The sequence below is a fragment of the Bradyrhizobium sp. HKCCYLRH2060 genome (assembly GCF_051168135.1).
Lineage (GTDB): Bacteria > Pseudomonadota > Alphaproteobacteria > Rhizobiales > Xanthobacteraceae > Bradyrhizobium.
Map to the genome: position 1 here is coordinate 321,758 of NZ_JBNPUK010000003.1, position 21,624 is coordinate 343,381.

At 66.2% G+C, this 21,624-nt stretch carries 18 protein-coding genes; 8 read left to right on the forward strand and 10 right to left on the reverse strand.

Going from position 1 to position 21,624, the window contains the following annotated elements:
• Nucleotides 1–121: 121 nt before the first annotated feature.
• From ACQR10_RS09250 to ACQR10_RS09260, 3 genes are all read left to right on the forward strand, one after another.
• The gene (locus ACQR10_RS09250; RefSeq protein ID WP_316180128.1) at nt 122–277 is read left to right on the forward strand and encodes a hypothetical protein; all 156 of its coding nucleotides are present in this window, start codon (nt 122–124) and stop codon (nt 275–277) included.
• Nucleotides 278–497: 220 nt separating this feature from the next.
• Nucleotides 498–1,427 carry an aspartyl/asparaginyl beta-hydroxylase domain-containing protein gene (locus tag ACQR10_RS09255; RefSeq protein ID WP_434886434.1) on the forward strand — a complete coding sequence of 310 codons (930 nt, stop codon included), beginning with the start codon at nt 498–500 and terminating at the stop codon, nt 1,425–1,427.
• A gap of 148 nt (nt 1,428–1,575) precedes the next feature.
• The gene (locus ACQR10_RS09260) at nt 1,576–1,989 is read left to right on the forward strand and encodes a hypothetical protein (protein ID WP_316216888.1); all 414 of its coding nucleotides are present in this window, start codon (nt 1,576–1,578) and stop codon (nt 1,987–1,989) included.
• Nucleotides 1,990–2,127: 138 nt separating this feature from the next.
• Here ACQR10_RS09260 and ACQR10_RS09265 read toward each other — a convergent pair whose 3' ends face one another.
• The 4 genes from ACQR10_RS09265 to galE all read right to left on the reverse strand — a co-directional run bounded on the left by ACQR10_RS09265 (nt 2,128) and on the right by galE (nt 7,211).
• A complete protein-coding gene (locus tag ACQR10_RS09265) occupies nt 2,128–2,382 on the reverse strand; it encodes a DUF7660 family protein (protein WP_316216887.1) in 255 nt (84 codons plus the stop codon).
• A 1,175-nt stretch (nt 2,383–3,557) separates the two neighbouring features.
• Nucleotides 3,558–4,259 (reverse strand): fumarylacetoacetate hydrolase family protein, encoded by a 702-nt coding sequence (locus ACQR10_RS09270; RefSeq protein WP_316218669.1) that lies wholly within the window; start codon nt 4,257–4,259, stop codon nt 3,558–3,560.
• A 30-nt stretch (nt 4,260–4,289) separates the two neighbouring features.
• A complete protein-coding gene (locus ACQR10_RS09275) occupies nt 4,290–6,095 on the reverse strand; it encodes an ABC transporter ATP-binding protein (protein WP_316218670.1) in 1,806 nt (601 codons plus the stop codon).
• Between the two features lie 102 nt (nt 6,096–6,197).
• Entirely contained in the window at nt 6,198–7,211 is a 1,014-nt protein-coding gene (gene galE / locus ACQR10_RS09280) for a UDP-glucose 4-epimerase GalE (RefSeq protein ID WP_316218671.1), read from the reverse strand.
• A 130-nt stretch (nt 7,212–7,341) separates the two neighbouring features.
• On the opposite strand from galE, the gene ACQR10_RS09285 reads away from it, so the two are divergent.
• Nucleotides 7,342–8,388, forward strand: coding sequence for a glycosyltransferase family 4 protein (locus tag ACQR10_RS09285; protein WP_316218672.1), 1,047 nt, complete (start codon nt 7,342–7,344; stop codon nt 8,386–8,388).
• Here ACQR10_RS09285 and ACQR10_RS09290 read toward each other — a convergent pair.
• From ACQR10_RS09290 to waaF, 3 genes are read right to left on the reverse strand one after another with little or no spacing between them, the layout of a single operon-like run.
• A complete protein-coding gene (locus ACQR10_RS09290; protein ID WP_316218673.1) occupies nt 8,370–8,897 on the reverse strand; it encodes a D-glycero-alpha-D-manno-heptose-1,7-bisphosphate 7-phosphatase in 528 nt (175 codons plus the stop codon). The two genes, ACQR10_RS09285 and ACQR10_RS09290, sit on opposite strands and share 19 nt — an antisense overlap.
• A complete protein-coding gene (locus ACQR10_RS09295) occupies nt 8,898–9,491 on the reverse strand; it encodes a D-sedoheptulose 7-phosphate isomerase (RefSeq protein WP_316218674.1) in 594 nt (197 codons plus the stop codon).
• Nucleotides 9,492–9,548: 57 nt separating this feature from the next.
• Nucleotides 9,549–10,613, reverse strand: coding sequence for a lipopolysaccharide heptosyltransferase II (gene waaF, locus ACQR10_RS09300; protein ID WP_316218675.1), 1,065 nt, complete (start codon nt 10,611–10,613; stop codon nt 9,549–9,551).
• Between the two features lie 147 nt (nt 10,614–10,760).
• Here waaF and rfaD point away from each other — a divergent pair, with 147 nt between their 5' ends.
• From rfaD to ACQR10_RS09320, 4 genes are read left to right on the forward strand one after another with little or no spacing between them, the layout of a single operon-like run.
• Nucleotides 10,761–11,741 (forward strand): ADP-glyceromanno-heptose 6-epimerase, encoded by a 981-nt coding sequence (rfaD, locus tag ACQR10_RS09305; RefSeq protein ID WP_316218676.1) that lies wholly within the window; start codon nt 10,761–10,763, stop codon nt 11,739–11,741.
• A gap of 38 nt (nt 11,742–11,779) precedes the next feature.
• Entirely contained in the window at nt 11,780–13,252 is a 1,473-nt protein-coding gene (gene rfaE1, locus ACQR10_RS09310; protein WP_434911919.1) for a D-glycero-beta-D-manno-heptose-7-phosphate kinase, read from the forward strand.
• Nucleotides 13,249–14,532: an O-antigen ligase family protein gene (locus tag ACQR10_RS09315; protein WP_434911920.1), complete on the forward strand. Its 1,284-nt coding sequence runs from the start codon at nt 13,249–13,251 to the stop codon at nt 14,530–14,532. Before rfaE1 ends, ACQR10_RS09315 begins: the two co-directional genes overlap by 4 nt.
• Entirely contained in the window at nt 14,529–16,442 is a 1,914-nt protein-coding gene (locus ACQR10_RS09320) for a polysaccharide biosynthesis protein (protein WP_315803507.1), read from the forward strand. Before ACQR10_RS09315 ends, ACQR10_RS09320 begins: the two co-directional genes overlap by 4 nt.
• Nucleotides 16,443–16,446: 4 nt before the next feature.
• On the opposite strand, the gene ACQR10_RS09325 is transcribed toward ACQR10_RS09320, so the two are convergent.
• The 3 genes from ACQR10_RS09325 to ACQR10_RS09335 all read right to left on the reverse strand — a co-directional run bounded on the left by ACQR10_RS09325 (nt 16,447) and on the right by ACQR10_RS09335 (nt 21,620).
• Nucleotides 16,447–17,448: a glycosyl transferase gene (locus tag ACQR10_RS09325; RefSeq protein ID WP_316218678.1), complete on the reverse strand. Its 1,002-nt coding sequence runs from the start codon at nt 17,446–17,448 to the stop codon at nt 16,447–16,449.
• The gene (locus ACQR10_RS09330) at nt 17,445–18,602 is read right to left on the reverse strand and encodes a glycosyltransferase family 4 protein (RefSeq protein ID WP_316218679.1); all 1,158 of its coding nucleotides are present in this window, start codon (nt 18,600–18,602) and stop codon (nt 17,445–17,447) included. Before ACQR10_RS09330 ends, ACQR10_RS09325 begins: the two co-directional genes overlap by 4 nt.
• 144 nt (nt 18,603–18,746) lie before the next feature.
• Nucleotides 18,747–21,620, reverse strand: a complete 2,874-nt coding sequence (locus ACQR10_RS09335; RefSeq protein WP_316218680.1) for an NF038122 family metalloprotease — start codon at nt 21,618–21,620, stop codon at nt 18,747–18,749.
• Nucleotides 21,621–21,624: the final 4 nt, after the last annotated feature.

Sequence of the window (21,624 nt, forward strand, 5' to 3'; positions counted from 1 at the left end):
TATGGAGCGGCGGCGGGAATCGCGGCATGGGAACTGGCGGCCGTCCGCACGGTTAACGCGATGTTAATCGGCATCGTGACAGCCTGCGCGTGCCGGGTGCATTGCCAGGAGGACCAGTCCCATGGAGGCCCAGAAGACCGCGGTGGATGCCATCGTCGTCCTGACCGGCTGCGACCGCGATGCGGTGGCCGCCTTCATCCGCCGCATGTATCTGGCCGGCGTCCGGGACCCCAAGCGGCTGACGTTCAAGGGCCTGCAGGAGCTGACGCGGGTCTAGCGTGATCGCGAGCCGGGGCCGGGGGGCTGTTGCAACGGGGCCACGGCGCAGAACTTTCAACCCGGATGTCCGCCTGCAACCGACGTGCGAATGATGCGGCCCGCCGCACTTGCGGCTAAATTGGGGCTCTAGCGGCTGGCATCAGAGCACCATTTCGATCGCCAAAAAGGCGACATATCTGCGCAACACGCTCAGAGCGGCCGGATCATGGGTACCGGACATGCTCAGACAGCTCTTCGCGCCTCAGCTCATCGGCCTCTACATCCTGATCGGGGCCACCATCTACGTCCACTTCCGCGGCAAGCAGCGGCTGCGCTTCGCCCGGCAGCTCGGCGACCACTCGACCTATCTCGCCCCTTACAATGTGCTGATGTATGCCGGCTCGGCCGTGCCCAACACGCCGGTCATCCCGGTCGAGCAGTTTCCAGAGCTCTCGAGGCTCACCGACAACTGGCAGGAGATCCGCGAGGAGGCCGTGCGTCTGTTCGACGAGGGCTTCATCCGCGCCGCCGCCGCCAACAACGACTGGGGCTTCTACTCGTTCTTCAAGAGCGGCTGGAAGCGCTTCTATCTGAAATGGTACGACGACTTCCTGCCGTCGGCGCGCACGCTGTGCCCGAAGACGGTGGAGCTGCTCGACTCCATCCCGAACGTGCACGGCGCGATGTTCGCGATGCTGCCGCCCGGCGGCAAGCTCGGCGCCCACCGCGATCCCTTCGCCGGCTCGCTGCGCTATCACCTGGGGCTGGTGACGCCGAACTCCGACAAGTGCCGCATCCTGGTCGACGGCGTGCCTTGCGTCTGGCGCGACGGCGAGGCCTTCATGTTCGACGAGACTTTTATTCACAGCGCCGAGAACGCCACCGATGTCAACCGCATCATCCTGTTCTGCGACGTCGAGCGCCCGATGAAATACGGCGCCATGACCGCCATCAACCGCTGGGTCAGCCACCACATCGTCAAGGCCTCAGCAACGCAGAACGTCGAAGGCGAGCACGTCGGCGTGCTGAACAAGGTGTTCGGCAAGCTGTATGAGTTTCATCTGGCCACGCGCAAGGTGAAGGCGTGGAACCGGACGGTGTACTACACGGCGAAGTACACGCTGACGGTGGCGATCGTGGGGGCGATCGTGGTGTCGGCGTTTCGGTGAGGGGGGAAGGTAGGGCGGATTAGCGAAGCGTAATCCGCCGTCCTTCAACGCAAAAGGTGGCGGATTGCGCCTTCGGTTAACCGCCCTACGTCCACTACGGGCGACCACGCCGCGACTGGCTGAAAAGTTGCAATTCTCGCCAGGGGACATGATCTTGAACGAGGGTTTTCTCCGCGATTTTGTCTCACCCGATGGTTCAGCGACGATCGTGGTCGAGGATGACGGCCGGGTCGCCTATGCCTATTGGCTCGACGCGAGCGGCTCAATCTCCGGCGACGTCTGGCTCTACAACCGCTGCCCGGCCCCTCAGCAACCCGAATGGCACGATCGCGAAGCTGCGCCCTATGCCAATCCAGCGGCTTTCGTGGACCAAGCGTCGGAGTTTTCACCTCCTTCTGCTGCTTCTTCCATCTCCGTCAACTGGGATTTGCTGGGTTCAGAGACGGCGGCCTGCGTTTGCGTGTCCGAGGTTTTGTTGGCTAAATTGACCAAGGCGAGCAAACCTGGATGGTCTCGTTTGGCAGCTAAGGATGGACCTTTGGCGTTGTGCTTGCCGGATTGATCGTGGCTGCCGCGGTTCGCACAGTTGGTATTGTGGCGTGCGCGTGGACCAGCGCAGCGTAGTCCGCCATCGTCGTTCGTGGATGAACGGCGGGTTACGCCTGCGGCTAACCCGCCCTACGCTTGCTGCGGGAGGCGTCTATTCGTAGATTTTGGCCGCGATCAGAATCTCTGCGACTGTCTTCCAACTCGGCGAATCCGGCACCGGTAGCTGCAGATTTTTGTAGTAGCCATTCATGGCATGAACCCAGGCCGCCATCGCTTCGAGGAAGCTGTCGAGCGTCGGATTTTCCCAATCTTCTCGGTTCTCTGCCAGATCGTTTCGGAGCGCTTCGATAAACCTGACGAGGTCCTCGCGCGAATTGATGGTTTCAACTTGCTGTGTCAGGTCCATTTGGCCGTCCCTGCCGGATGACGTCGCATTCGAAAGACGTTGGAAATTGTAACATCGTCTCTCCCAGACGTCATTCCGGGGCATTCGCGCCGGCATGGCTAAACGATGTTGGCGCGAATGAGCCCGGAATCTATAGCCACGAACGGCCATGAGGCGGCGGTGTGTCGCCGTTCGAACAGCGTCCCGTACCACCATCGTGAGTATGGATTCCGGGCTCGCGGTCGGCGCCACCGCTTCGCTGTGGCTCCTCGCGCGCCCCGGAATGACGGCGGTCACGACAACCCGACGGGCAAATCACTTCGTTCTTACGGATTGCGTCAAGCGTTTTCGAAAAATATAAACTGCTTTGCGGCTTCGCCAAATCAGCATTATAGTCCGGCCATCCCGTTGCACGGTAGGGGACGGTTCGCGGTCGTCACGGACGTTGGCAGCGGGGAGCGGTGGACGCGGGGCGGCGGCGTGCGATGAGCACGGACGAACGTTTTCCTCGCGGACGGTGAAGGCGTGTGGTTCTGATACTCCGACGCTAGTATCCAGCGTAATGCGCGAAAGCGCATTGCGCGACATGGTGGCCAGAAAGCCCGGTGCACCAGGAAGAGCGCGCTATAGCCTGTTAAAACCATCGCGCGGGGAGGGCCGGGTGTGTTCGGCCAGACCTGTGGTACCTGCCGCCTGCATTTTTTTCGCAGGCGGGCCACGGGCGCGGCCAGCGCCCGGCCTTCCCTGCGCCCTCCATGCGGAGAGGGCGGGAGTTGGAGCATCACTCGGGCGCGGGATGCGTCGCGAGGCCGTCGATGCTCGCTCCGGATCGACGCGATGCTGTTTGAGAATGTGGAGATGATAATGCTTGCGCGGCGTGGTGCGCCGCTACGAGTACGTGGGGCTGCCGCGACGATGGACCGGGGCAGTTTGTGACTCCGTCATGCCCGGGCTTGTCCCGGGCATCCACGTCGTCCTGCGCATGCCGAGCGACGTGGATGGCCGGGACAAGCCCGGCCATGACGACCTGGAAAGAGGCGAGCGCAGCACGCCGATCGTCAGTTCGGATTGCCCGCCGCGAGGGGACTGGGCCGCCAGAGCGGCGGGCGTGTTCGTGCTCTCGGCGACTTGCCCCATGAAAAAGGCCGCGTCTGGCGCGGCCTTCTTGGAGCTCGAAGCTTGGAGGCGTTGGCGGCTTACTTGGCCGCCGGCCCGATGCTCACCTTCAGCGTGCCGACGCCGTCGACGCCGCATTCGATCTTATCGCCCGGGACGATTGCCGCGACGCCGGCGGGGGTGCCGGTCATGATGATGTCGCCGGCGGCGAGTTCGACCTGCTGGGACAGCTTCCAGATGATCTCCGGCACGTTCCAGATCAGCTCGGAGAGGTCGCCGGTCTGCCGCTCGGTGCCGTTGACCGACAGCCAGATCTTGCCCTTCGACGGATGGCCGATCTTGGCCGCGGGCACCACAGCCGAGCAAGGCGCGGAATGGTCGAAGGATTTGCCGACCTCCCAGGGGCGCTGCATCTTGCGCGAGGCGAGCTGCAGGTCGCGGCGGGTGAGGTCGATGCCGACGGCGTAGCCGTAGACGTGGTCGAGCGCCTTGTCGGTCGAAATGTTCAGGCCGCCGCTCTTCATCGCGACCACCAGTTCGACCTCGTGATGCATGTCCTGGGTCAGCGGCGGATAGGGGATGACGGCGCCTTCGGGCGCCAGCATGTCGGCGTGCTTCGCAAAGAAGAACGGCGGATCGCGCTCGTCATTGCCCATCTCGCGGATGTGCTCGAGATAGTTGCGGCCGACGCACCAGATGCGGCGGACCGGAAAAACACCGGCTTCGCCCTGGACGGGAAGAGACGGTTGCGGGAAGGCCGGGATGACGGTGGAGGCGCTCATGAATGATCTCGGATGCAGGGAAATGAACGATCACGAAGTCGCGGTCATGGGGATGACGTTCGGCCCCATGTCGCGCTGTTGCAGGCGGAAGAACGAAGCATAGCGGCCGCCACGGCGCAACAGATCGTCATGCCGGCCGCGCTCGACGATTTCGCCGGCCTCGACGACGAGGATGGCGTCGGCGTTCATGATCGTGTGCAGCCGATGCGCGATGACGATGGTGGTGCGGTTCTGGCAGAGATGCTCGATCGCCTCCTGCACCTGGCGCTCGGATTCGGAATCCAGTGCCGCGGTGGCCTCGTCGAGCAGGATGATCGGCGCGTTGCGGATCAGCGCGCGGGCGACCGCGATGCGCTGGCGCTGGCCGCCGGACAGCTGCGTGCCGTGCTCGCCGACCGGCGTGTCGTAGCCGAGCGGGAAGCCCATGATGAAATCGTGCGCGCACGCGGCCTTCGCCGCCTCGATGATCTCGGCCTCGGTGGCGCCGGGCTTGCCGAAGGCGATGTTGGCGCGGATCGTGTCGCGGAACAGATAGACGTCCTGGCCGACATAGGCGGCCTGCGCGCGCAAGGAGCGCCGCGACACCTGCGCGATCGACTGGCCGTCGATCAGGATGTCGCCCGCGGTCGCCTCGTAGAACCGCAGCAGCAGCGCCAGCACCGTCGACTTGCCGCCGCCGGACGGGCCGACCAACGCGGTGACCTTGCCGGGCTCGGCGACAAAACTCATGCGGTTGAGCACCGTCTCGTTGCCGCGATAGGCGAAGGAGACGTCGCGCAGCTCGATCTTGGCGTCGCTGAGCTTCAGCGCCGGCTTGTCGTCATCAGGCTGCTCGCTGGCGGGGCTGTCGACCACCTCGAGCAGCATGCGGGCGCCGACGAGCTGGCTGTTCAGGTCGATGTTCAGCCGCGCCAGCCGCTTCGCCGGCTCGGTCGCCATCAGGAAGGCGATCATGAACGAGAAGAACTGGCCCGGCGTGGCGTTGAGCGCGACCACCGAGTAGCCGGCATACATCAGGCAGCCGGCGACGGCGAAGCCGCCGAGCATCTCCATCAGCGGGTTGGAGCGGTTGGAGACGCGGGCCATCTTGTTGGCGTTGCGCTCGACCACGGCGATGTTCTCGTCGATCCGCGCGCGCATCGTGTCCTCGAGCGTGAACGCCTTGACGGTGCGGATGCCCTGCAGCGATTCCTGCATCGTCTCGAGGATGTCGGCGGTGCCGGTGAACTGGTTGTAGGCGAGGCCCTTGATGCGCTTGACCAGCTTGCGCAGCACCAGCATCGCCGGCGGCACCACGAGCAGGCCGAGCAGCGACATCCAGGGATCCTGCATGACCATCACGCCGATCATGGCGATCAGGGTGACGAGATCGCGCCCGATGGCGTTGATCAGCATGTTGAGGATGTCGGTGATCGACTTGGCCCCGGAGGTGAGCCGCGCCAGGAACTCCGACGAATGGCGCTCGGAGAAGAAGCCGACGCTCTCGTTCATCAGCTTGGCGAACAGCTGCCGCTGATTGTTGGCGAGGATGGCGTTGGAGATCTTGGACAGGATGACGGCGTAGCCGTAGGTGGTCACGCCCTTGACGAACAGCAGCAGCACCGTGACGCCGGAGAGCACGACGATGCCCGGGATGCTCTTCTCGACATAGGCCTTGTTGATGACCTGGCCGAGAACGTAGGTCGCCGCGGCGCTCGCTCCGGCCGCCACCGCCATCAGCGCGAAGGCGGTGAGATAGCGCCGCCAGTAGACGATGCCCTGTTCCATCACCAGGCGGCGGATCAGGATCGCGGCGCCATAGGGATCGTCGGTGATCTTCTTCGGAAAGTCGGCCATTCTGGTCCCTGGCCGCCGGGGCAAATCGCTGGGCGGCCAAGTGTGCTTGCCCGCTCGGGGCGGCTTTTTCAAGCCCCCCGGCCTCCGGCTAAGTGCTTGATTCTAGGCCGAGGCCCGCTGCAGCGCGCCGCTGTGGCGTTCCAGGAACAGTTTCTCCTCCCAGGCCAGCGCATGGGCGGCGATCGTTTCCAGATCGTCATAGACCGGGGTCCAGTCGAGCAGCGCCTTCAAACGGCTGGTGTCGGCCACCATGCTCATGATGTCGCCGGGGCGGCGCGGCGCGTATTGGACGGGAATGGCGCGGCCGGAAACGCGCCGGACGGCCTCGATGGTCTCGAGCACGGAATAGCCGCGGCCGTACCCGCAATTCAGCGTGACCGAGCCGCCGCCGGTGCGCAGATAAGCCAGCGCGGAGCGGTGCACCTGGGCGAGATCGCAGACATGGATGAAATCGCGGATGCAGGTGCCGTCGGGGGTCGGATAGTCGGTGCCGAAGACGTCGATCTTGGCGCGCTGTCCGGTAGCGACCTCCATCGCGATCTTCATCAGATGCGTCGCGCCGACGGTGGCAAGCCCGGCGCGTCCGAACGGATCGGCGCCGGCGACGTTGAAGTAGCGCAGCACCACGTAGTTGAGGTCATGCGCCGAGGCCACGTCGTGCAGCATGATCTCGGCCATCAGCTTCGAGGTGCCGTAGGGCGAGGTCGGACGGGTCGGCGCGCTCTCGGGCACCGGCACCTCGTCCGGATTGCCGTAGACCGCGGCGGTCGAGGAGAACACGAAGCGGCTGACGCCGCGCTTGACCGCCGCATTCAACAGGCTGCGCGTGGTCATGGTGTTGTTGCGGTAGTAGAGCAGCGGATCGCGCACCGATTCCGGCACCACGACCGAGCCCGCCAGATGGATGATGCTGTCGACGCCGTGCTGGCTGATGACGCCGTCCACGAGATTTTCGTCGCCGGCATCGCCGATGAACAGCGGCACGCCGTCGGGCACGAAGGCGGAGAAGCCGGTCGAGAGGTTGTCGATCACCACGACGCTTTCGCCGGCTTCCGCCAGCGCGAGCACCATGTGGCTGCCGATATAGCCGGCGCCGCCGGTCACGAGCACGGTCATTGTTTGACGCGATCCCTGTTTGTTTTGCCGCAGACTAACGCCCGCGAAATGAAGGACCTGTTGCGTGCATAGCGAACTGGCGGCGATGCTTAATGTTGCGTATAGGGAACCGCTGCAATTGGAGTGAGTAGTGCAAGCCGAGCCTGTTTCTGCCGCCGATCTCGACGTGATCGTGCCCAACCTGCACCGGCGCTATTCCGGCGTGACCGCGACCAACCGGATGGTGGCGCCGAAGCTGGCGCAGCGCGTGCGCGCGGCATGGCTCGGCTCCTACGCGCCGGAGGGGATTGCGCGGATGCGCGCGCGTGATCTGTTCAGGCTGTGGGGCCGGCGGCGGCCGCTGATCTGGCACGCGCGCCGCAACGACGAGATGATCGTCGGCGTGTTGTTGCGGGCGCTGGGCTGGCCGTTGAAGCTGGTGTTCACCTCGGCCGCGCAGCGCCATCACAGCTGGATCACGCGCTGGCTGATCCGCCGCATGGACGCGATCATCGCCACCAGCGACATCTCGGCGTCCTATCTGAAGCGCGAGGCGACGGTGGTGACGCATGGCGTCGACACGGAGATCTACGCGCCGCCGGCGGATCGCGCGGCGGCCTTTGCCGAGAGCGGCCTGCCGGGCAAATACGCCATCGGCTGCTTCGGCCGCGTCCGTGCACAGAAGGGCAGCGACGTGTTCGTCGCCGCGATGTGCCGGCTGCTGCCGCGTTTTCCGGATTTTTCCGCGGTGCTGGTCGGCGCCGTGACGCCCGAGCAGATGCCGTTCGCGAGCGAGCTGAAGAAAGAGATCGCCGCCGCCGGCCTGGAGCAGCGCATCGTCATCACCGGCGAGCTCGACATCCCCGACGTCCAGCGCTGGTACCAGCGGTTGACGATCTATGCCTTCACCTCCCGCAACGAAGGTTTTGGCCTGACCTTGATCGAGGCGATGGCGGCAGGCGCAGCGCTCGTCGCAGCGCGCGCGGGCGCGGCGGAGATCGTGGTCAAGGAGGGCGTCACCGGCGTGCTGGTGCCGCCGGGCGATGTCGATGCGCTGGTCTCAGCGCTCGAACCGCTGATGCAGGATCCGGCGGCGGCACGTGTGATGGGCGAGAAGGCGCGAGCGCGCGTGGTGGAAAAATTCAGCCTCGAGGCCGAGGCCGACAAGATCGCCGCCGTCTATCGCGGACTGGTCTGAGCGATGATGTCGGCGACGAACGCGTCGAGGTCGCCGCCGGCGAACAGGAAGCCAGGCAGGCCGGCGGCTTCGGCCGCGGCGATGTCGGAGGCCCGGTCGCCGATCACGAAGCTGCCCTCGCGCCGGATCGGCCAGTGCTGCATCAAATCGAGGATCATGCCCGGCGCCGGCTTGCGCCAGGGATGCTCGCGCAGATAGCGCTCGACCGAGCCTTCGGTGTGGTAGGGGCAGTAGCGGATGTCGTCGATCACGGCCCCCTGCGCGGCGAGCTCGGCCCGCATCCAGTCGTGCAGGCTGAGCACGTCGTCCTCCGAGAACAGCCCGCGCGCGACGCCGGACTGGTTGGTGAACAGGAAGACGTGATAGCCGGAGTCGTTGAGCCGCCGGATCGCATTGGCCACATTCGGCATCCAGCGGATCCGATCGGGCGAGCCGATGTAGTTGTCGTCGTGATTGATCACGCCGTCGCGGTCGAGAAACGCCGCCGGCTTGAGCTGATCGGTCGTCATCTAGCCCTCGTCCTGCATCAGCGCCGCTTCGATCACCTCGCAGATGCCATGCGCGGTGGCGAGGTGGATCTGCTGGATCAGCGGCGTGTCGTCGCTCGGCGCCACCAGCAGCTCGTCACACAGTTCGCCCATCGCCAGCCCCTTGGCGCCGGTGAAGCCGATCGTGCCCAGCCCGCGCTCGCGCGCCTTGCGCAGCGCGTTGAGGATGCTCGGCGACCGCCCGGAGGTCGAGATCGCCAGCAGCACGTCGCCCGGTATACCGAGCCCTTCGACCTGGCGGGCGAAGACGTGGTCGAAGCCGTAGTCGTTGCCGATCGCGGTCAGCGCCGAGGTGTCGGTGGTCAGCGCGATCGCGGCATAAGCCGGCCGCTCCTGCCTGTAGCGGCCGACGATCTCGGCGGCGATGTGCTGCGCATCCGCCGCGCTGCCACCGTTGCCGACGATCAGCAGCTTGTGGCCGCCGCGCAGCGCAGCGATGATCGTCGCAGCGATCCGCCCGGCGCAGGCGAGCATCGCGGCATCGTCGGCCGCGCGCTCCATGGCGGCGCGGGAGCGGGCGAGATGGCTGGCGATCGGGTCGGATGCGCGGGTCACGGTGGCGGCTCGGGTTACGTCAGGGCCGGTGTATGGGGCGCGGTGCCGCTCCGCAAGCTAGGGCGCGACCGGTATCGCCGCATCGGCAAGGACCCGCTGGGCGATGGCGGCGACGTCGGTTGCCGGAATGTCGCGCATGCAGCGGTGGTCGTTCATCCTGCAGACTGGCCGGTGGCAGGGCTGGCATGGGAGCTGGGTCCTGGTCTGGACCGTCGCCGCGAGGCCGTTCAGCGGCGCCCAATGGTACGGGCTAGTCGGGCCGAAGATGCCCATGGTCGGCGTCCCCAGCGCCGCGGCGATGTGCATGAGCCCCGAATCATTGGAGATGGCGACGCCGGCCGCGGCCATGGCCAGGATGCCGTTGCGCAGGTCGGTTCCGGTCAGGTCCCGGACGGCAGGGCCGCCGGTGGCGACGATCTCGGCGGCCAGCGCCTTCTCGCCTGGCCCGCCGACCACCCAGACGTCGAGGCCGGCCTCGCGCAGCAGCCGGGCCGCCTCGCCGTAAAAAGGCCAGCGCTTGGCGGCGCCCACCGACCCCGGGGCCAGTGCTACGGCCGGGCGGTTCCCCAGGCCATGGGCCTCGCGCCAGCGTGCGACGTCGTCCTGAGGCACCCGCAGCTGCGGTACGGGCCATTCCGGCGGCAGCGGCGCCCGGTCGGGCAGCGCCAGCGCGGCATTCTTGTCGATGAAGCGGGGGAGCGCTTTCTCGCCCCAGCGCCAGCGGTTGAGCAGGCCGAAGCGGACCTCGCCGACGAAGCCCACGCGCTCGGGGATGCCGGCGAGCGCGGGCGCCAGCGCCGATTTCCAGGTCCGCGGCATCACCAGGGCGGTCCGATAGTGGCGTTCGCGCAACATCGCAGCGAGCTGCCATTGCCGGCCGAGCGCCAGCCGGCTGCGCGGCAGGTCCCAGACGATGCCGGAGCGGACGCCGGGCATGTAATCCACCAGCGGGGCGCAGAGCGAGGTCACCAGCAGGTCCACGGGTCGATTCGGCCAGCGCTCCTTGAGCACCCGCACCACGGTATGGCCGCGCACGAAATCGCCGATCCACATATAGGGAATGATCAGGATCGGGCTGGTGTCCGCCGCGTCCACCTCGACCTTGGTCGAATTCAAATTCATTCTTTGTCTGCCTGGCTCCGCGCGCTGGTAGCCGCTCGGCTGCCGCAGGTAAAGTGGGCCGAGCGGGCCGTCACCAAAGCGCTTACACTTTGCCGTCGCATGCGCTACGCGAGGGCCGGGGTTTTCGGGATCAGGACGGGTTGCTGAATGTTGCTGGTGACCGGCGGCGCCGGGTTTATCGGATCGAATCTGGTTGCGGCGCTGAACGATGCGGGCCGCACCGATGTCGTCGTCTGCGACACGCTCGGCAGCGAGGGCAAGTGGCGCAACCTCGCCAAGCGGCAACTGGCGGACGTCGTGCCGCCATCCGATCTGGACGCCTGGCTGAAGGGTCGCAGGCTCGAGGCCGTCCTGCACATGGGCGCGATCTCCGCGACCACGGTGGTCGACGGCGACCTGGTGATGGAGCGCAACTTCCGCAGTTCGCTGCGGCTGCTCGATTGGTGTACGGCGAACACCACGCCGTTCATCTACGCCTCGTCGGCGGCGACCTATGGCGACGGCGCGCAGGGCTTCGTCGATGATCCGTCGCTCACCGCGCTGAGGACGCTGCGGCCGATGAATCTCTACGGCTGGAGCAAGCATCTGTTCGACATGGCGGTCGCTGCGCGCGCCGAGCGCGGCGAGCGGCTGCCGCCGCAATATGCCGGGTTGAAGTTCTTCAACGTGTTCGGTCCCAACGAGTACCACAAGGGATCGATGATGAGCGTGCTGACCCGACGCTTCGACGACATCAAGGCCGGGCACACCTTGCAGCTGTTCAAGTCGCACCGCGAAGGCATCGCCGATGGCGACCAGCGCCGCGACTTCATCCATGTCGACGACGTCGTTCGCGTGATGCTGTGGCTGTTGGCTTCTCCCTCCGTGTCGGGCCTGTTCAACGTCGGCACGGGCCGGGCGCGCAGCTTCAAGGACATGATGCTCGCGGCCTATGCCACGCTCGGTGCGACGCCGCGGATCGAGTACATCGACATGCCCGAAGCGATTCGCGGCAGCTACCAGTACTTCACCCAGAGCAACGTCGACCGGCTGTTGGCCGCCGGCTACAACGGCGGCTTCACGTCGCTCGAGGATGCGGTCGCCGGTTATGTCCGAGATTATCTCGATTCCTCCGACCGCTTCCGCTAGACGATCTGGTTCCGACCATTGCACCGAGACTGCCGCTGATGTTCGACTTTGACGATCTCTCGCAAGCGATCGCCCGCCAGACGGTGCTGTGCATCGGCGACCTCATGCTGGACGAGTTCGTCTATGGCGAGGTGTCGCGCATATCCCCCGAGGCGCCTGCGCCGGTGATCGCGGTCCAGCGCAGCGAGATCAATATCGGCGGCGCCGGCAACGTCGCGCGCAACATCGCCGCGCTCGGTGCCCGCTGCATCTTCGTCGGCCTTGTCGGGCAGGATGCGGCTGGCGACCAGCTCGAGGCCGAGCTCGCCAGGGAAGCTGGCATCGAGAGCGTGCTGGTGCGCGATCCTTCGCGCCCGACGACGCGCAAGGTGCGCTTCGTCTCCGAACATTTCTCCACCCACATGCTGCGCGCCGACTGGGAGCGCGCCGCACCGGCGTCCGGCGAGATCGAGCAGAAGCTGATCGAGGCCATCCTGCCGCTGATCGCACGGGCCGACATCGTGCTGCTGTCCGACTACGCCAAGGGCGTGCTGACGGCGCGCGTGCTGCGCAACGTCATCGACGCGACGCGCAAGGCCGGCAAGCGCGTCATCGTCGATCCCAAGAGCGCCAATCTCGCGATCTATCGCGGCGCGAGCGTGCTGACGCCGAACCGCAAGGAGTTTTCGGAAGCGACCCGCAGCCGGGCCGAGACCGATCACGAGATCGCCGCGGCCGCGCAGGATGCGATCTATCTCGCCGACTGCGAGGCGATCCTGGTGACGCAGAGCGAGCGCGGCATGACGCTGGTCCCGCGCGAGGGCGATCCGATTCACGTGCCGGCCTATCCCGTGAAGGTGCGCGACGTCTCCGGCGCCGGCGACACGGTCGTCGCCGTGCTTGCCGCGACGCTCGCGGCGGGCGCCGCCTGGGAGGATTCGTTGCGGATGGCGAGCGCCGCGGCGGCTGTGGCCGTCAGCAAGCAGGGCACCGCCAGCGTGACGTCGGCCGAACTGCGCCGAAAGATCCTGCCGCATGCCTATCGCGCGGCCGAGGAGAAGATCATCGAGAGCGACGACGAACTCGCCGCCCGTGTCGAGGGATGGCGGGGAGAGGGCCTGCGCGTCGGCTTCACCAACGGCTGCTTCGACATTCTGCATCCCGGCCACGTCAAGGTGCTGACCGCGGCGCGCGCCGCCTGCGACCGTCTCGTGGTCGGTCTGAACAGCGATGCTTCCGTCAAGCGGCTGAAGGGCGAGAGCCGTCCCGTGCAGGACGAGCGCGCGCGCGCCGAGGTGCTGGCCGCGCTCGAGGCGGTGGATCTCGTCGCCATCTTCGCGGAGGACACGCCGCTCCGCCTGATCGAGCTGGTCCGGCCGAGCGTCCTGGTCAAGGGCGGCGACTACACGCGAGAGCAGGTCGTGGGCCACGAGGTCGTCGAGGCCGCGGGCGGCGAGGTGCTGCTTATCGATATCCTCAAGGGACATAGCACGACCGCGCTGGTCGATCGCGCCCGGAGCGAGGCGCGATGAGCACGCTGGCAGGTCATCCCGGTCCGGCGCTGCTGGCGCGCCGCTGGCGCGATCCGGCGGCGTGGCGGACGACCGTCGATGTCGTGGCCATGCTGTTGGCGGCCTCGCTGCCATGGTCGACCTCGCTGGTCTCGATCCTCGGCGTCGTCATGCTGATCACGATGGTCCCGTTTCTCGACCTCGAACGTCTGCTGGAGGTCCTGAAGCGGCCGATCTCGCTGGCACCGATCGCGCTGTTCCTGCTGGCGCTGGTGGGAACGCTGTGGTCGGACGTGGCATGGGGCGCGCGGTTCTACGCGGTGGGACCGGCGGCGAAGCTCCTGGTGCTGCCGGCGCTGCTCTATCACTTCCGGCGGTCGGAGCGCGGGCTGTGGGTGTTCACCGCGTTTCTCGCCTCCTGCGTGCTGATGGTCGCGATGTCGACCGCGGTCGCGTTCAATCCTGCTCTCGCGCTCAAGGCCAATGCCGATCGCGGCATCTTCGTGAAGAACTACATCGACCAGGGCCAGGAGTTCTCGCTCTGCGCCGTGGCGCTGGCCTATCCGATCGCCCAGTTGCTGCGCGCCCGCCGTTTCCTTCCGGCCGGCCTGCTCACCGCGATCATGATCGCGTTCCTCGCCAACATGATCTTCATCGTGGTGTCGCGCACCGCGCTGGTGACAATCCCGATCCTGCTTGCGGTGTTCGGGCTGATCCACTTGAAATGGCGCGCGAACCTGCTGATCGCGGCCGTTGCCCTTGCGCTGGGCCTCGCGGCATGGACCGTGTCCCCGCAATTGCAGGGCAAGGTGGCTACGTTCACGAGCCAATATCAGGACTACAGGAACGATCGCGCGGTGACGTCGATCGGCGAGCGGCTCGAGTTCTGGCGCAAGTCGTTGCGGTTCCTGGCCGACGCGCCGCTGATCGGACACGGCTCGGGCTCGACGCGTCATCTGTTCGAGCTGGCCGCAAGCGGCGCGCGCGACCTCTCCTCGAGCCAGGTCGTCGGCAATCCGCACAATCAGACGCTCTACGTCGCCGTCCAATGGGGGGCGCTCGGGATCGTGATTCTCTACGCGATGTGGGCCGCGCACCTCCTGCTGTTCCGGGGCGACGGGCTGGTGCCCTGGATCGGGCTGCTCGTGGTCGTGCAGAACATCTTCACCTCGCTGTTCAACTCCCACATCTTCGATTTCCACGAGGGGTGGATGTATGTGATCGGCGTCGGGGTGGCCGGCGGCATGGTGCTGCGATCGAGGACGCAGCCTGAGACGGTGCGAGGGACGCTGGAACCATGACGCGTCCGTCTCAACTGACCTACCGGAATATGCTGATTGCCGCGCATGACCTCCTGGTCAGCGTCGTCGCGCTGTTCGCCGCGTTCTACATCCGCTTCGAGGGCGCCAGCACCTTCTGGGAGCGGGTGCCGCTGCTCTTTCAGATCCTGCCATACTTCATCGCCTTCAGCTTCGTCGTCTTCTACTTCTCGAACCTGCTGACGACGAAGTGGCGGTTCATCTCGTTGCCGGACGCGCTGAACATCGTCCGCGTCGCGACGGTGCTGACGCTGGCGCTGCTGGTGCTCGACTACATCATCGTTGCGCCCAACGTCCGCGGCACGTTCTTCTTCGGCAAGCTCACGATCATTCTCTATTGGTTCCTTGAGATCTTTGCGCTGAGCGCGCTGCGGTTCGCCTATCGCTATTTCCGCTACACGCGGGTCCGGCGGCACGCGCGGTCCGAGGACGCGGCGCCCGCGCTCCTGATCGGCCGTGCGGCCGACGCCGAGGTCGTCCTGCGCGGCATCGAGAGCGGCGCGGTCAAGCGGATCTGGCCGATCGGCATTCTCTCGCCGTCGGCCGCCGACCGCGGCCAATTGATCCGCGGCGTGCCGGTGCTGGGCGGCATCGACGACGTCGAGGATGTCGCGGCCGACTTTGCCCGGCGGGACCGGCCGATCGCGCGCGCCCTGATGATGCCGACGGCGTTCGATCCGGACTGCCATCCGGAGACCTTCCTGATGCGGGCGCGCCGGTTGCGCCTGATCGTGAGCCGCCTGCCGTCGCTGGAGAGCGGCGATGCGCCACGGCTCGCGCCGGTCGCGGTCGAGGACCTCCTGCTGCGGCCGAGTGAGAAGATCGATTACGGCCGGCTGGAAGCGCTGGTGCGCGGCAAAGCCGTCGTGGTGACCGGCGGTGGCGGCTCGATCGGCGCCGAGATCTGCCAGCGCGTCGTGGCATTCGGCGCGGCGCGGCTGCTCATTCTGGAGAATTCCGAGCCGGCGCTCTACGCGATCACCGAGGCGCTCGCGGCCGATCCCGAGGCTGCCGTCGCCGTCGAGGGGCGCATCGCCGACATCCGCGATCGCGACCGGGTGTTCGCGCTGATCGGCGATTTCAAGCCGGATCTGGTCTTCCATGCCGCCGCCTTGAAGCACGTGCCGATCCTCGAGCGCGACTGGAGCGAGGGCGTCAAGACCAACATCTTCGGCTCGATCAACGTCGCCGATGCCGCGGTGGCCTCGGGCGCCGAGGCGATGGTGATGATCTCGACCGACAAGGCGATCGAGCCGGTGTCGATGCTCGGTCTCACCAAGCGTTTCGCCGAAATGTACTGCCAGGCGCTGGACCGCCAGCTCGCCGACCGGCCGGCGGGACGGCCGCCGATGCGGCTGATCTCGGTGCGGTTCGGCAACGTGCTGGCGTCGAACGGCTCGGTGGTGCCGAAGTTCAAGGCGCAGATCGAGGCGGGCGGCCCGGTGACCGTGACGCACCCGGACATGGTGCGCTACTTCATGACCATTCGCGAGGCCTGCGATCTGGTGATCACGGCAGCCTCGCATGCGCTGGCGCCGCAGCGTCCGGATGTCTCGGTCTACGTGCTCAACATGGGCCAGCCGGTTCGCATCGTCGAGCTCGCCGAGCGCATGATCCGCCTGTCGGGCCTGCAGCCGGGGTACGACGTCGAGATCGTGTTCACGGGCATCCGGCCGGGCGAGCGCCTGAACGAAATCCTGTTTGCGAGCGAGGAGCCGCCGGTCGAGATCGGCGTCGCCGGCATCATGGCCGCCAACCCGAACGAGCCGCCGATGCCGACGCTGAAGGCCTGGATCGCGGCGCTCGATCAGGCGATCGCGCGCAATGATCCGGTGACGATCAAATCGGTGCTGAAGGATGCGGTGCCGGAATTCGGCTCGAGCGCGGCCTGAGTCTTCAATGGCGCCGCCGCGAGAAGCGGCTCAGCACCCAGGTGACGGCGCCGAGCCCGAAGACGAGCAGGATGGCGTCGACCGTCATGGAACGCTGCGCGACCGAGATGGCTGCGAGGGTCGCAAGCACGACATTGAGGATGAACACCTCGCTGACGACGCGCGAGACGGTGAAGCCGTTATCGGTGGCCTGTTGATAGAAATGCGTGCGGTGCGCCGCCCAGAACGGCTCGCGCCGTGCCATCCGCCGCAACAGGGTGAAAGTGGCGTCGAACAGATAGTACAGCGGCAGCAGCAGCGCAGCGGCGATGGAGCCCTGCCAGGCCAGATGGAGCAGGCCCCAGCCGAGCAGCAGCCCGATCGGCAGGCTGCCGACATCGCCGAGAAAGACCTTTGCGACGGGACGGTTGAAGGGCGCAAAGCCGAGCATGGCGCCACCCAGCGCCGCAGCGATGGCGGTCGCCGGCCAGGGCAGTTCACCGGAGATGCCGAACAGGACGAGCGTCGCCGTGATCGGCACCGCCTCAGCCACGGTCATCAAATCGAGCCCGTCCATGAAGTTGACGAGGTTGACGAACCACAGGCCCGCGATCAGCAGCAGCGTGCGCTCGACCGCCAGCGGGATCGGAAACAGCCTGAGATCGTCAGGCGCGGTGAATATGACGAGGCCAACGGCCAATCCCTGCAGGATCAAGCGCGGCAGCACCGGGATCGGCCTGATGTCGTCGACCAGGCCGACCAGCGCCAGCATCGGCACCGCGATGAACAGCATCAGCAGCGGTGCAAAGCCCATCGCGGAGGCAAAGGCGCCGCCGACCACGAGCGTTGCGCCGACCACGGCTATGCCGGCGCCCTGCGGCGTGGGGATATTGTGCGACGAGCGCGCGTTGGGCCGCGCCAGTGCGTAGCGCTGCAGCACCGGGCGCAGCAGCACGATCAGCACACCGCACATCGCGGCCGCGAGCACGGCGATGGCGGCGAGGACTCCGGCTGGATGGGCGATCATCCGCGCGCGTCCGGCGCCGAGGTGAGGCGGTCATAGAGCGCGACCACCGAGCGGCCGATGATCCTGGCCGAGAGCTTGTCCTCGACCATTTGGCGGGCCGCCGCGCCGTAGCGTGCGCGCAACTCCGGCGATGTCGCCAGTTGCGCCATGGCCTGTGCCAGGGCGGGCGCGTCCTCCACCGGCACGGAGAGGCCGGTCTGGCCGTGGATCGCGATCTCGCGGCAGCCCGGCGCATCGGTGGAGATCAGCGGCCGGCCGCAGGCGGCGGCCTCCAGCAGGCTTACGGGAAGACCTTCGCGATGCGACGGCAGCACGGCGATGTGGCAGCGCCGCCAGAGCTCGGTGATGTCCTTGATCTGGCCGAGCAGGGTGATGCCGGGTTCCTTCCGCCAGGCCTCGACCTCCTCGGCCGAGACCGAGGCGGGATTGGCCGGATCAGGCGAGCCGGCGATCAGCAACCGGTCGTCGCGGCCCTGCTGGCGCAGCAAGCGGTGCGCGGCGACCAGGGCGCGGACGCCCTTGTCGGTCAGCAGCCGTCCTGCGAAGCCGAAGGTGATCGGCCCGTCCGGTTCCGGCAGCGGCTGGAAGCGGTCGGTGTCGACGCCTGACCCCGGGATCAGCGTGATCTTGTCGCCGCGGACGCCCATGGCTTGAAGTGCCTGGCGATCGTCCGGATTCTGCACCAGCACGCAGCTCGGTGTCCGGTTCATGAGCCGCGGCAGCAGCCACAGCAGGCTCTGCTTGAGCAGGCGCGAGCGCCAGCTCGCCGAGGTGAAGACATAGCCGAGCCCGGTCATGGCGTTGACGACGGGCGTGGTGCGTCCGAGCGTGGCGAGCGAGCCGAGCACGCTCGATTGCAGCCCGGAATGATGCACCACGTCGGGCCTGATCGCAGCCTCGACGGCGCGGATCGCGCGGATCGTGGGCAGGGCTGATGACGGCGACAGCCCGCCGCGCCGGAACGGGATCGGATGCAGCACGAACCGCTCGGCGGCGATCGCGGCGGCGCCGGCGTTGACGTTGGTCGCGACATGCACCTCGTAGCCGGCCTCGCGCGCCGCGCGCGCCATCGGCAGGCGATGCATCAGGAAGGCGTAGTCCTCGTTGGCCACGTACAGCAGGCGGCGCGGCGAAGCGGAGCGGGGCAGGGACATCGAACTCACGGTCTTGGGCGGTCGAAGCGCCGTATAGGCCAAGAGCGGCCCTCGCGCGAGCCGTTATCTGTCCTGCGACGGGCGGAAAACCGCCCGCCGGTGCCGACGACGATGAGGGGCGGCCCTCGGAATGCCGCCCCGGTCTCAGACCAGATGAAAGCTCGACAGGTGGGACAGCAGCTCGGCCGCCGACACGTGCTGGATGGTGATGGTGTCGAGTGCCGCATCGGTGATGACGGCGTTGCCCGCCGCGTCGTCATGGATGGCGGCCTGCAGTGCGGACTGCTCCGCGAAGATGCTCTGGCTGAACACGATCTGGTCGGTGCCGGGATTGAAGTCAGAGACCGTCACCTGACCGAAATGCTCGGCGAACACGAAGGTGTCATGTCCCTGCAGCGACACCGATGAGGACGCCGCGCCGGAGATCGAGGTCCCGGAGATCAGCGTGCCGCCCTGGCCGTCGGCTGCGAAGTGAAAGCTGTCCTGCGACAATGGGCCGACGAAGTGCAGCGACGCGCTGTTGGACGCGTCGCTCAGCGACAGCAGCCCGCTGGTCTCGTCGAAATGCATCTGAAGCGACGTGAAGGCGATGCTCTTGAGATCGATCTGAGCGGCCGTGCCGCCGAATCCGATGAGATTGCCGGTGAAATCCGCCGACGCCGTTAGGTTCTGACCGTCGGCAGGCGTTGCCGATTGTGGAACTGCCAGCAGCGGGCTGCTGGAGGACGGGACACCGATCGTGCCGTCGCTGTTGAAGTCCTGATGGAACAACGTTTCGAGGCTCTCAGCCGTCGTACTAGTCCCTGACACCCACCCGCTGAGATTCGCCTTGTAGTTGCCATTGCTATCCGCGGTTGTGAAGGTGAACTGACCTGTGGTCGGATCTTTCCAGGCAATGTCGTAGTCGGATCCGATCTGAATAGCGCCGATCGGAATCGTATTGCCCAATTGGCCGACGACCACCGGCGCGCCGCCGATCTTGATCGTCGGGCCGGACCCACCGGTGTAGAGACCATAGTTGTTGTCGATCTGGACCAAGCTGGTCGATCCATCGGTCTGAATGACGATTGGTGCGGATATGCCGATCACACCGTCGCCGTTGAAGTCTTGATGAAAGGTCGTTTCGAATGTTTTGGCCGTCACGCTCGTTCCGGAGACCCATCCGCTGAGGTTGGATGTGTAGTTGCCGTTGCTGTCGGCAGCGGTGAAAGTGAGCTGGCCGGTGGTCGGATCCTTCCAGGCAATATCGTAACCGGATCCGACCTGGATCGCGCCGATCGGCGTGGTGTTGCCGAGCTGGCCGACGACCACCGGCGCGCCGCCGATCTTGATCGTCGGGCCAGAGCCGGCGGTATAGAGTCCGTAGTTGTTGCCGACCTGGACCAAGCTGGTCGATCCGTCGACCTGGATGACCGTCGCGACCGGCCCGATCGTGCCGTCGCCGCTGAAATCCTGACCGAAGATGATTTCTTCCGACATCGCCGTCGCGCTACTCCCGGACACCCACCCGCTGATATTGGACGTGTAGTTGCCGTTGCCGTCAGCAGCAGTGAAGGTGAACTGACCGGTGGTCGAGTCCTTCCAGACGATGTCGTAGCCGTACGAGGTGTGAATCGCGCCGATCGGGGCTGCATTTCCCAACTGGCCAACAACGACGGGGGCACCGCCAATCTTGATCGATGGACCCGAGCCGTTCACGTACATGAAATATTGGTCGGCGATCTGGAGCAGACTCGTGTCGCCGTTGGCGTGGACAAGTGACGCAGTAACCCCGACGGACCCGTCGTGGTTGAAATCCTGGCCGAAGGTTGCTTCTTGGAGTTCAGAAGTCAAACTATTTCCCGAAACGATGCCGGAAATGTTCGACGTATAGTTCCCGTTATTGTCGGCGGTCGTGAAGGTGAACTGATTAGTACCTGCAACCTGCCAAGCGATGTTGTATCCGGAGCCTGTCTTGATGGCGCCTACCGGCGCGACGCTGCCGAATTCACCGACCGTGACGGGCGTGCCCCCGTACTTCATTTCAGGGCCGGTTCCGGTCGTCCTGCTGATGAGATAATAGCGGTTTCCCACCAACGTCAGGCTGGTGTCGCCGTTCGTCTGGATCACCGTGCCGGACGAGCCGGTCAGGTGAAACCCGAGTGCATCGAGCTGCTTGAGGTCCACCGCCGTCAGCGTCTGCAGCGTGCTGTAGGTGTAGAACTCGTTGAACGGATCGTTGCCGCCCTGCACGCCGCTGTTCAGGAAGTCGCTGGGGTCCGAGGATTGGCCGTAATCGGCGAGCTTGGTATAGCCGCCATCGAGGGAGAAATAGGCGGTCCCCGCCGTCGCGCCGCCGGTCATCAGCCGCACGCCGGGGCTGGAGAAGCGGAACAGATCGAAGACGTCGGGCTGCGGTCCGTAGGGCACGCGGCCGAACGCGTGCGTCAGCTCGTGCAGCGCCACGCCGACCAGCAGGTTCGAATTGATATCGGTGGCGAAGGTCGCGCTGCCGTCGTCGGTGGTCGCATCGTTGGCGCCGAGCCCGCCCCACAGCTTGAGCTGCGAATTCCACACCGCGACGTAGGACTGTCCCTGGATGCTGGATCCCGCCGGCAGGGCATTGAAGGTGGTATCGCCGGGGCTGGCATAGTTGATCAGGTTGGACCTGACGCTCGAATAGCCCATCCACTGGCCGCCGTCAGGACCGGCTGCCGCGCCGCCGCCGACGCCGCTATAGTCGATCTTGATGTTGACGGTGATGCGGTCCGAGATCATCGAGGTGAGGATCGCGGCGGCCTGCTGAATGCCGGCGCGAAAGCTCGCCGGTGCATTCATCGCCGCCGTGTCGAACAGCAGATTGATCGTCAGTCCGCCGGCGCTCACCGCGGTGACCGCGCCAATCCCGCCGAAGTCGCCCTGCGCAAGCTGCGCCTCGACCGCCTCGTCGGGCAGCTCCACGGGATTCGACGGCGGGGGTACCCCCGCGTCGTATGGAGGTGAAGTCGTGACCGACTGTAAGTTGGATGCTCCAGGCATTGCC

Coding starts and splice junctions, on each gene's coding strand:
- ACQR10_RS09250 (WP_316180128.1), top strand. CDS start 122: ATGGAGGCCCAGAAGACCGCGGTGGATGCCATCGTCGTCCTGACCGGC.
- ACQR10_RS09255 (WP_434886434.1), top strand. CDS start 498: ATGCTCAGACAGCTCTTCGCGCCTCAGCTCATCGGCCTCTACATCCTG.
- ACQR10_RS09260 (WP_316216888.1), top strand. CDS start 1,576: ATGATCTTGAACGAGGGTTTTCTCCGCGATTTTGTCTCACCCGATGGT.
- ACQR10_RS09265 (WP_316216887.1), bottom strand. CDS start 2,382: ATGGACCTGACACAGCAAGTTGAAACCATCAATTCGCGCGAGGACCTC.
- ACQR10_RS09270 (WP_316218669.1), bottom strand. CDS start 4,259: ATGAGCGCCTCCACCGTCATCCCGGCCTTCCCGCAACCGTCTCTTCCC.
- ACQR10_RS09275 (WP_316218670.1), bottom strand. CDS start 6,095: ATGGCCGACTTTCCGAAGAAGATCACCGACGATCCCTATGGCGCCGCG.
- galE (WP_316218671.1), bottom strand. CDS start 7,211: ATGACCGTGCTCGTGACCGGCGGCGCCGGCTATATCGGCAGCCACATG.
- ACQR10_RS09290 (WP_316218673.1), bottom strand. CDS start 8,897: ATGACGACCGATCAGCTCAAGCCGGCGGCGTTTCTCGACCGCGACGGC.
- waaF (WP_316218675.1), bottom strand. CDS start 10,613: ATGAATTTGAATTCGACCAAGGTCGAGGTGGACGCGGCGGACACCAGC.
- rfaD (WP_316218676.1), top strand. CDS start 10,761: ATGTTGCTGGTGACCGGCGGCGCCGGGTTTATCGGATCGAATCTGGTT.
- rfaE1 (WP_434911919.1), top strand. CDS start 11,780: ATGTTCGACTTTGACGATCTCTCGCAAGCGATCGCCCGCCAGACGGTG.
- ACQR10_RS09315 (WP_434911920.1), top strand. CDS start 13,249: ATGAGCACGCTGGCAGGTCATCCCGGTCCGGCGCTGCTGGCGCGCCGC.
- ACQR10_RS09320 (WP_315803507.1), top strand. CDS start 14,529: ATGACGCGTCCGTCTCAACTGACCTACCGGAATATGCTGATTGCCGCG.
- ACQR10_RS09325 (WP_316218678.1), bottom strand. CDS start 17,448: ATGATCGCCCATCCAGCCGGAGTCCTCGCCGCCATCGCCGTGCTCGCG.
- ACQR10_RS09330 (WP_316218679.1), bottom strand. CDS start 18,602: ATGTCCCTGCCCCGCTCCGCTTCGCCGCGCCGCCTGCTGTACGTGGCC.
- ACQR10_RS09335 (WP_316218680.1), bottom strand. CDS start 21,620: ATGCCTGGAGCATCCAACTTACAGTCGGTCACGACTTCACCTCCATAC.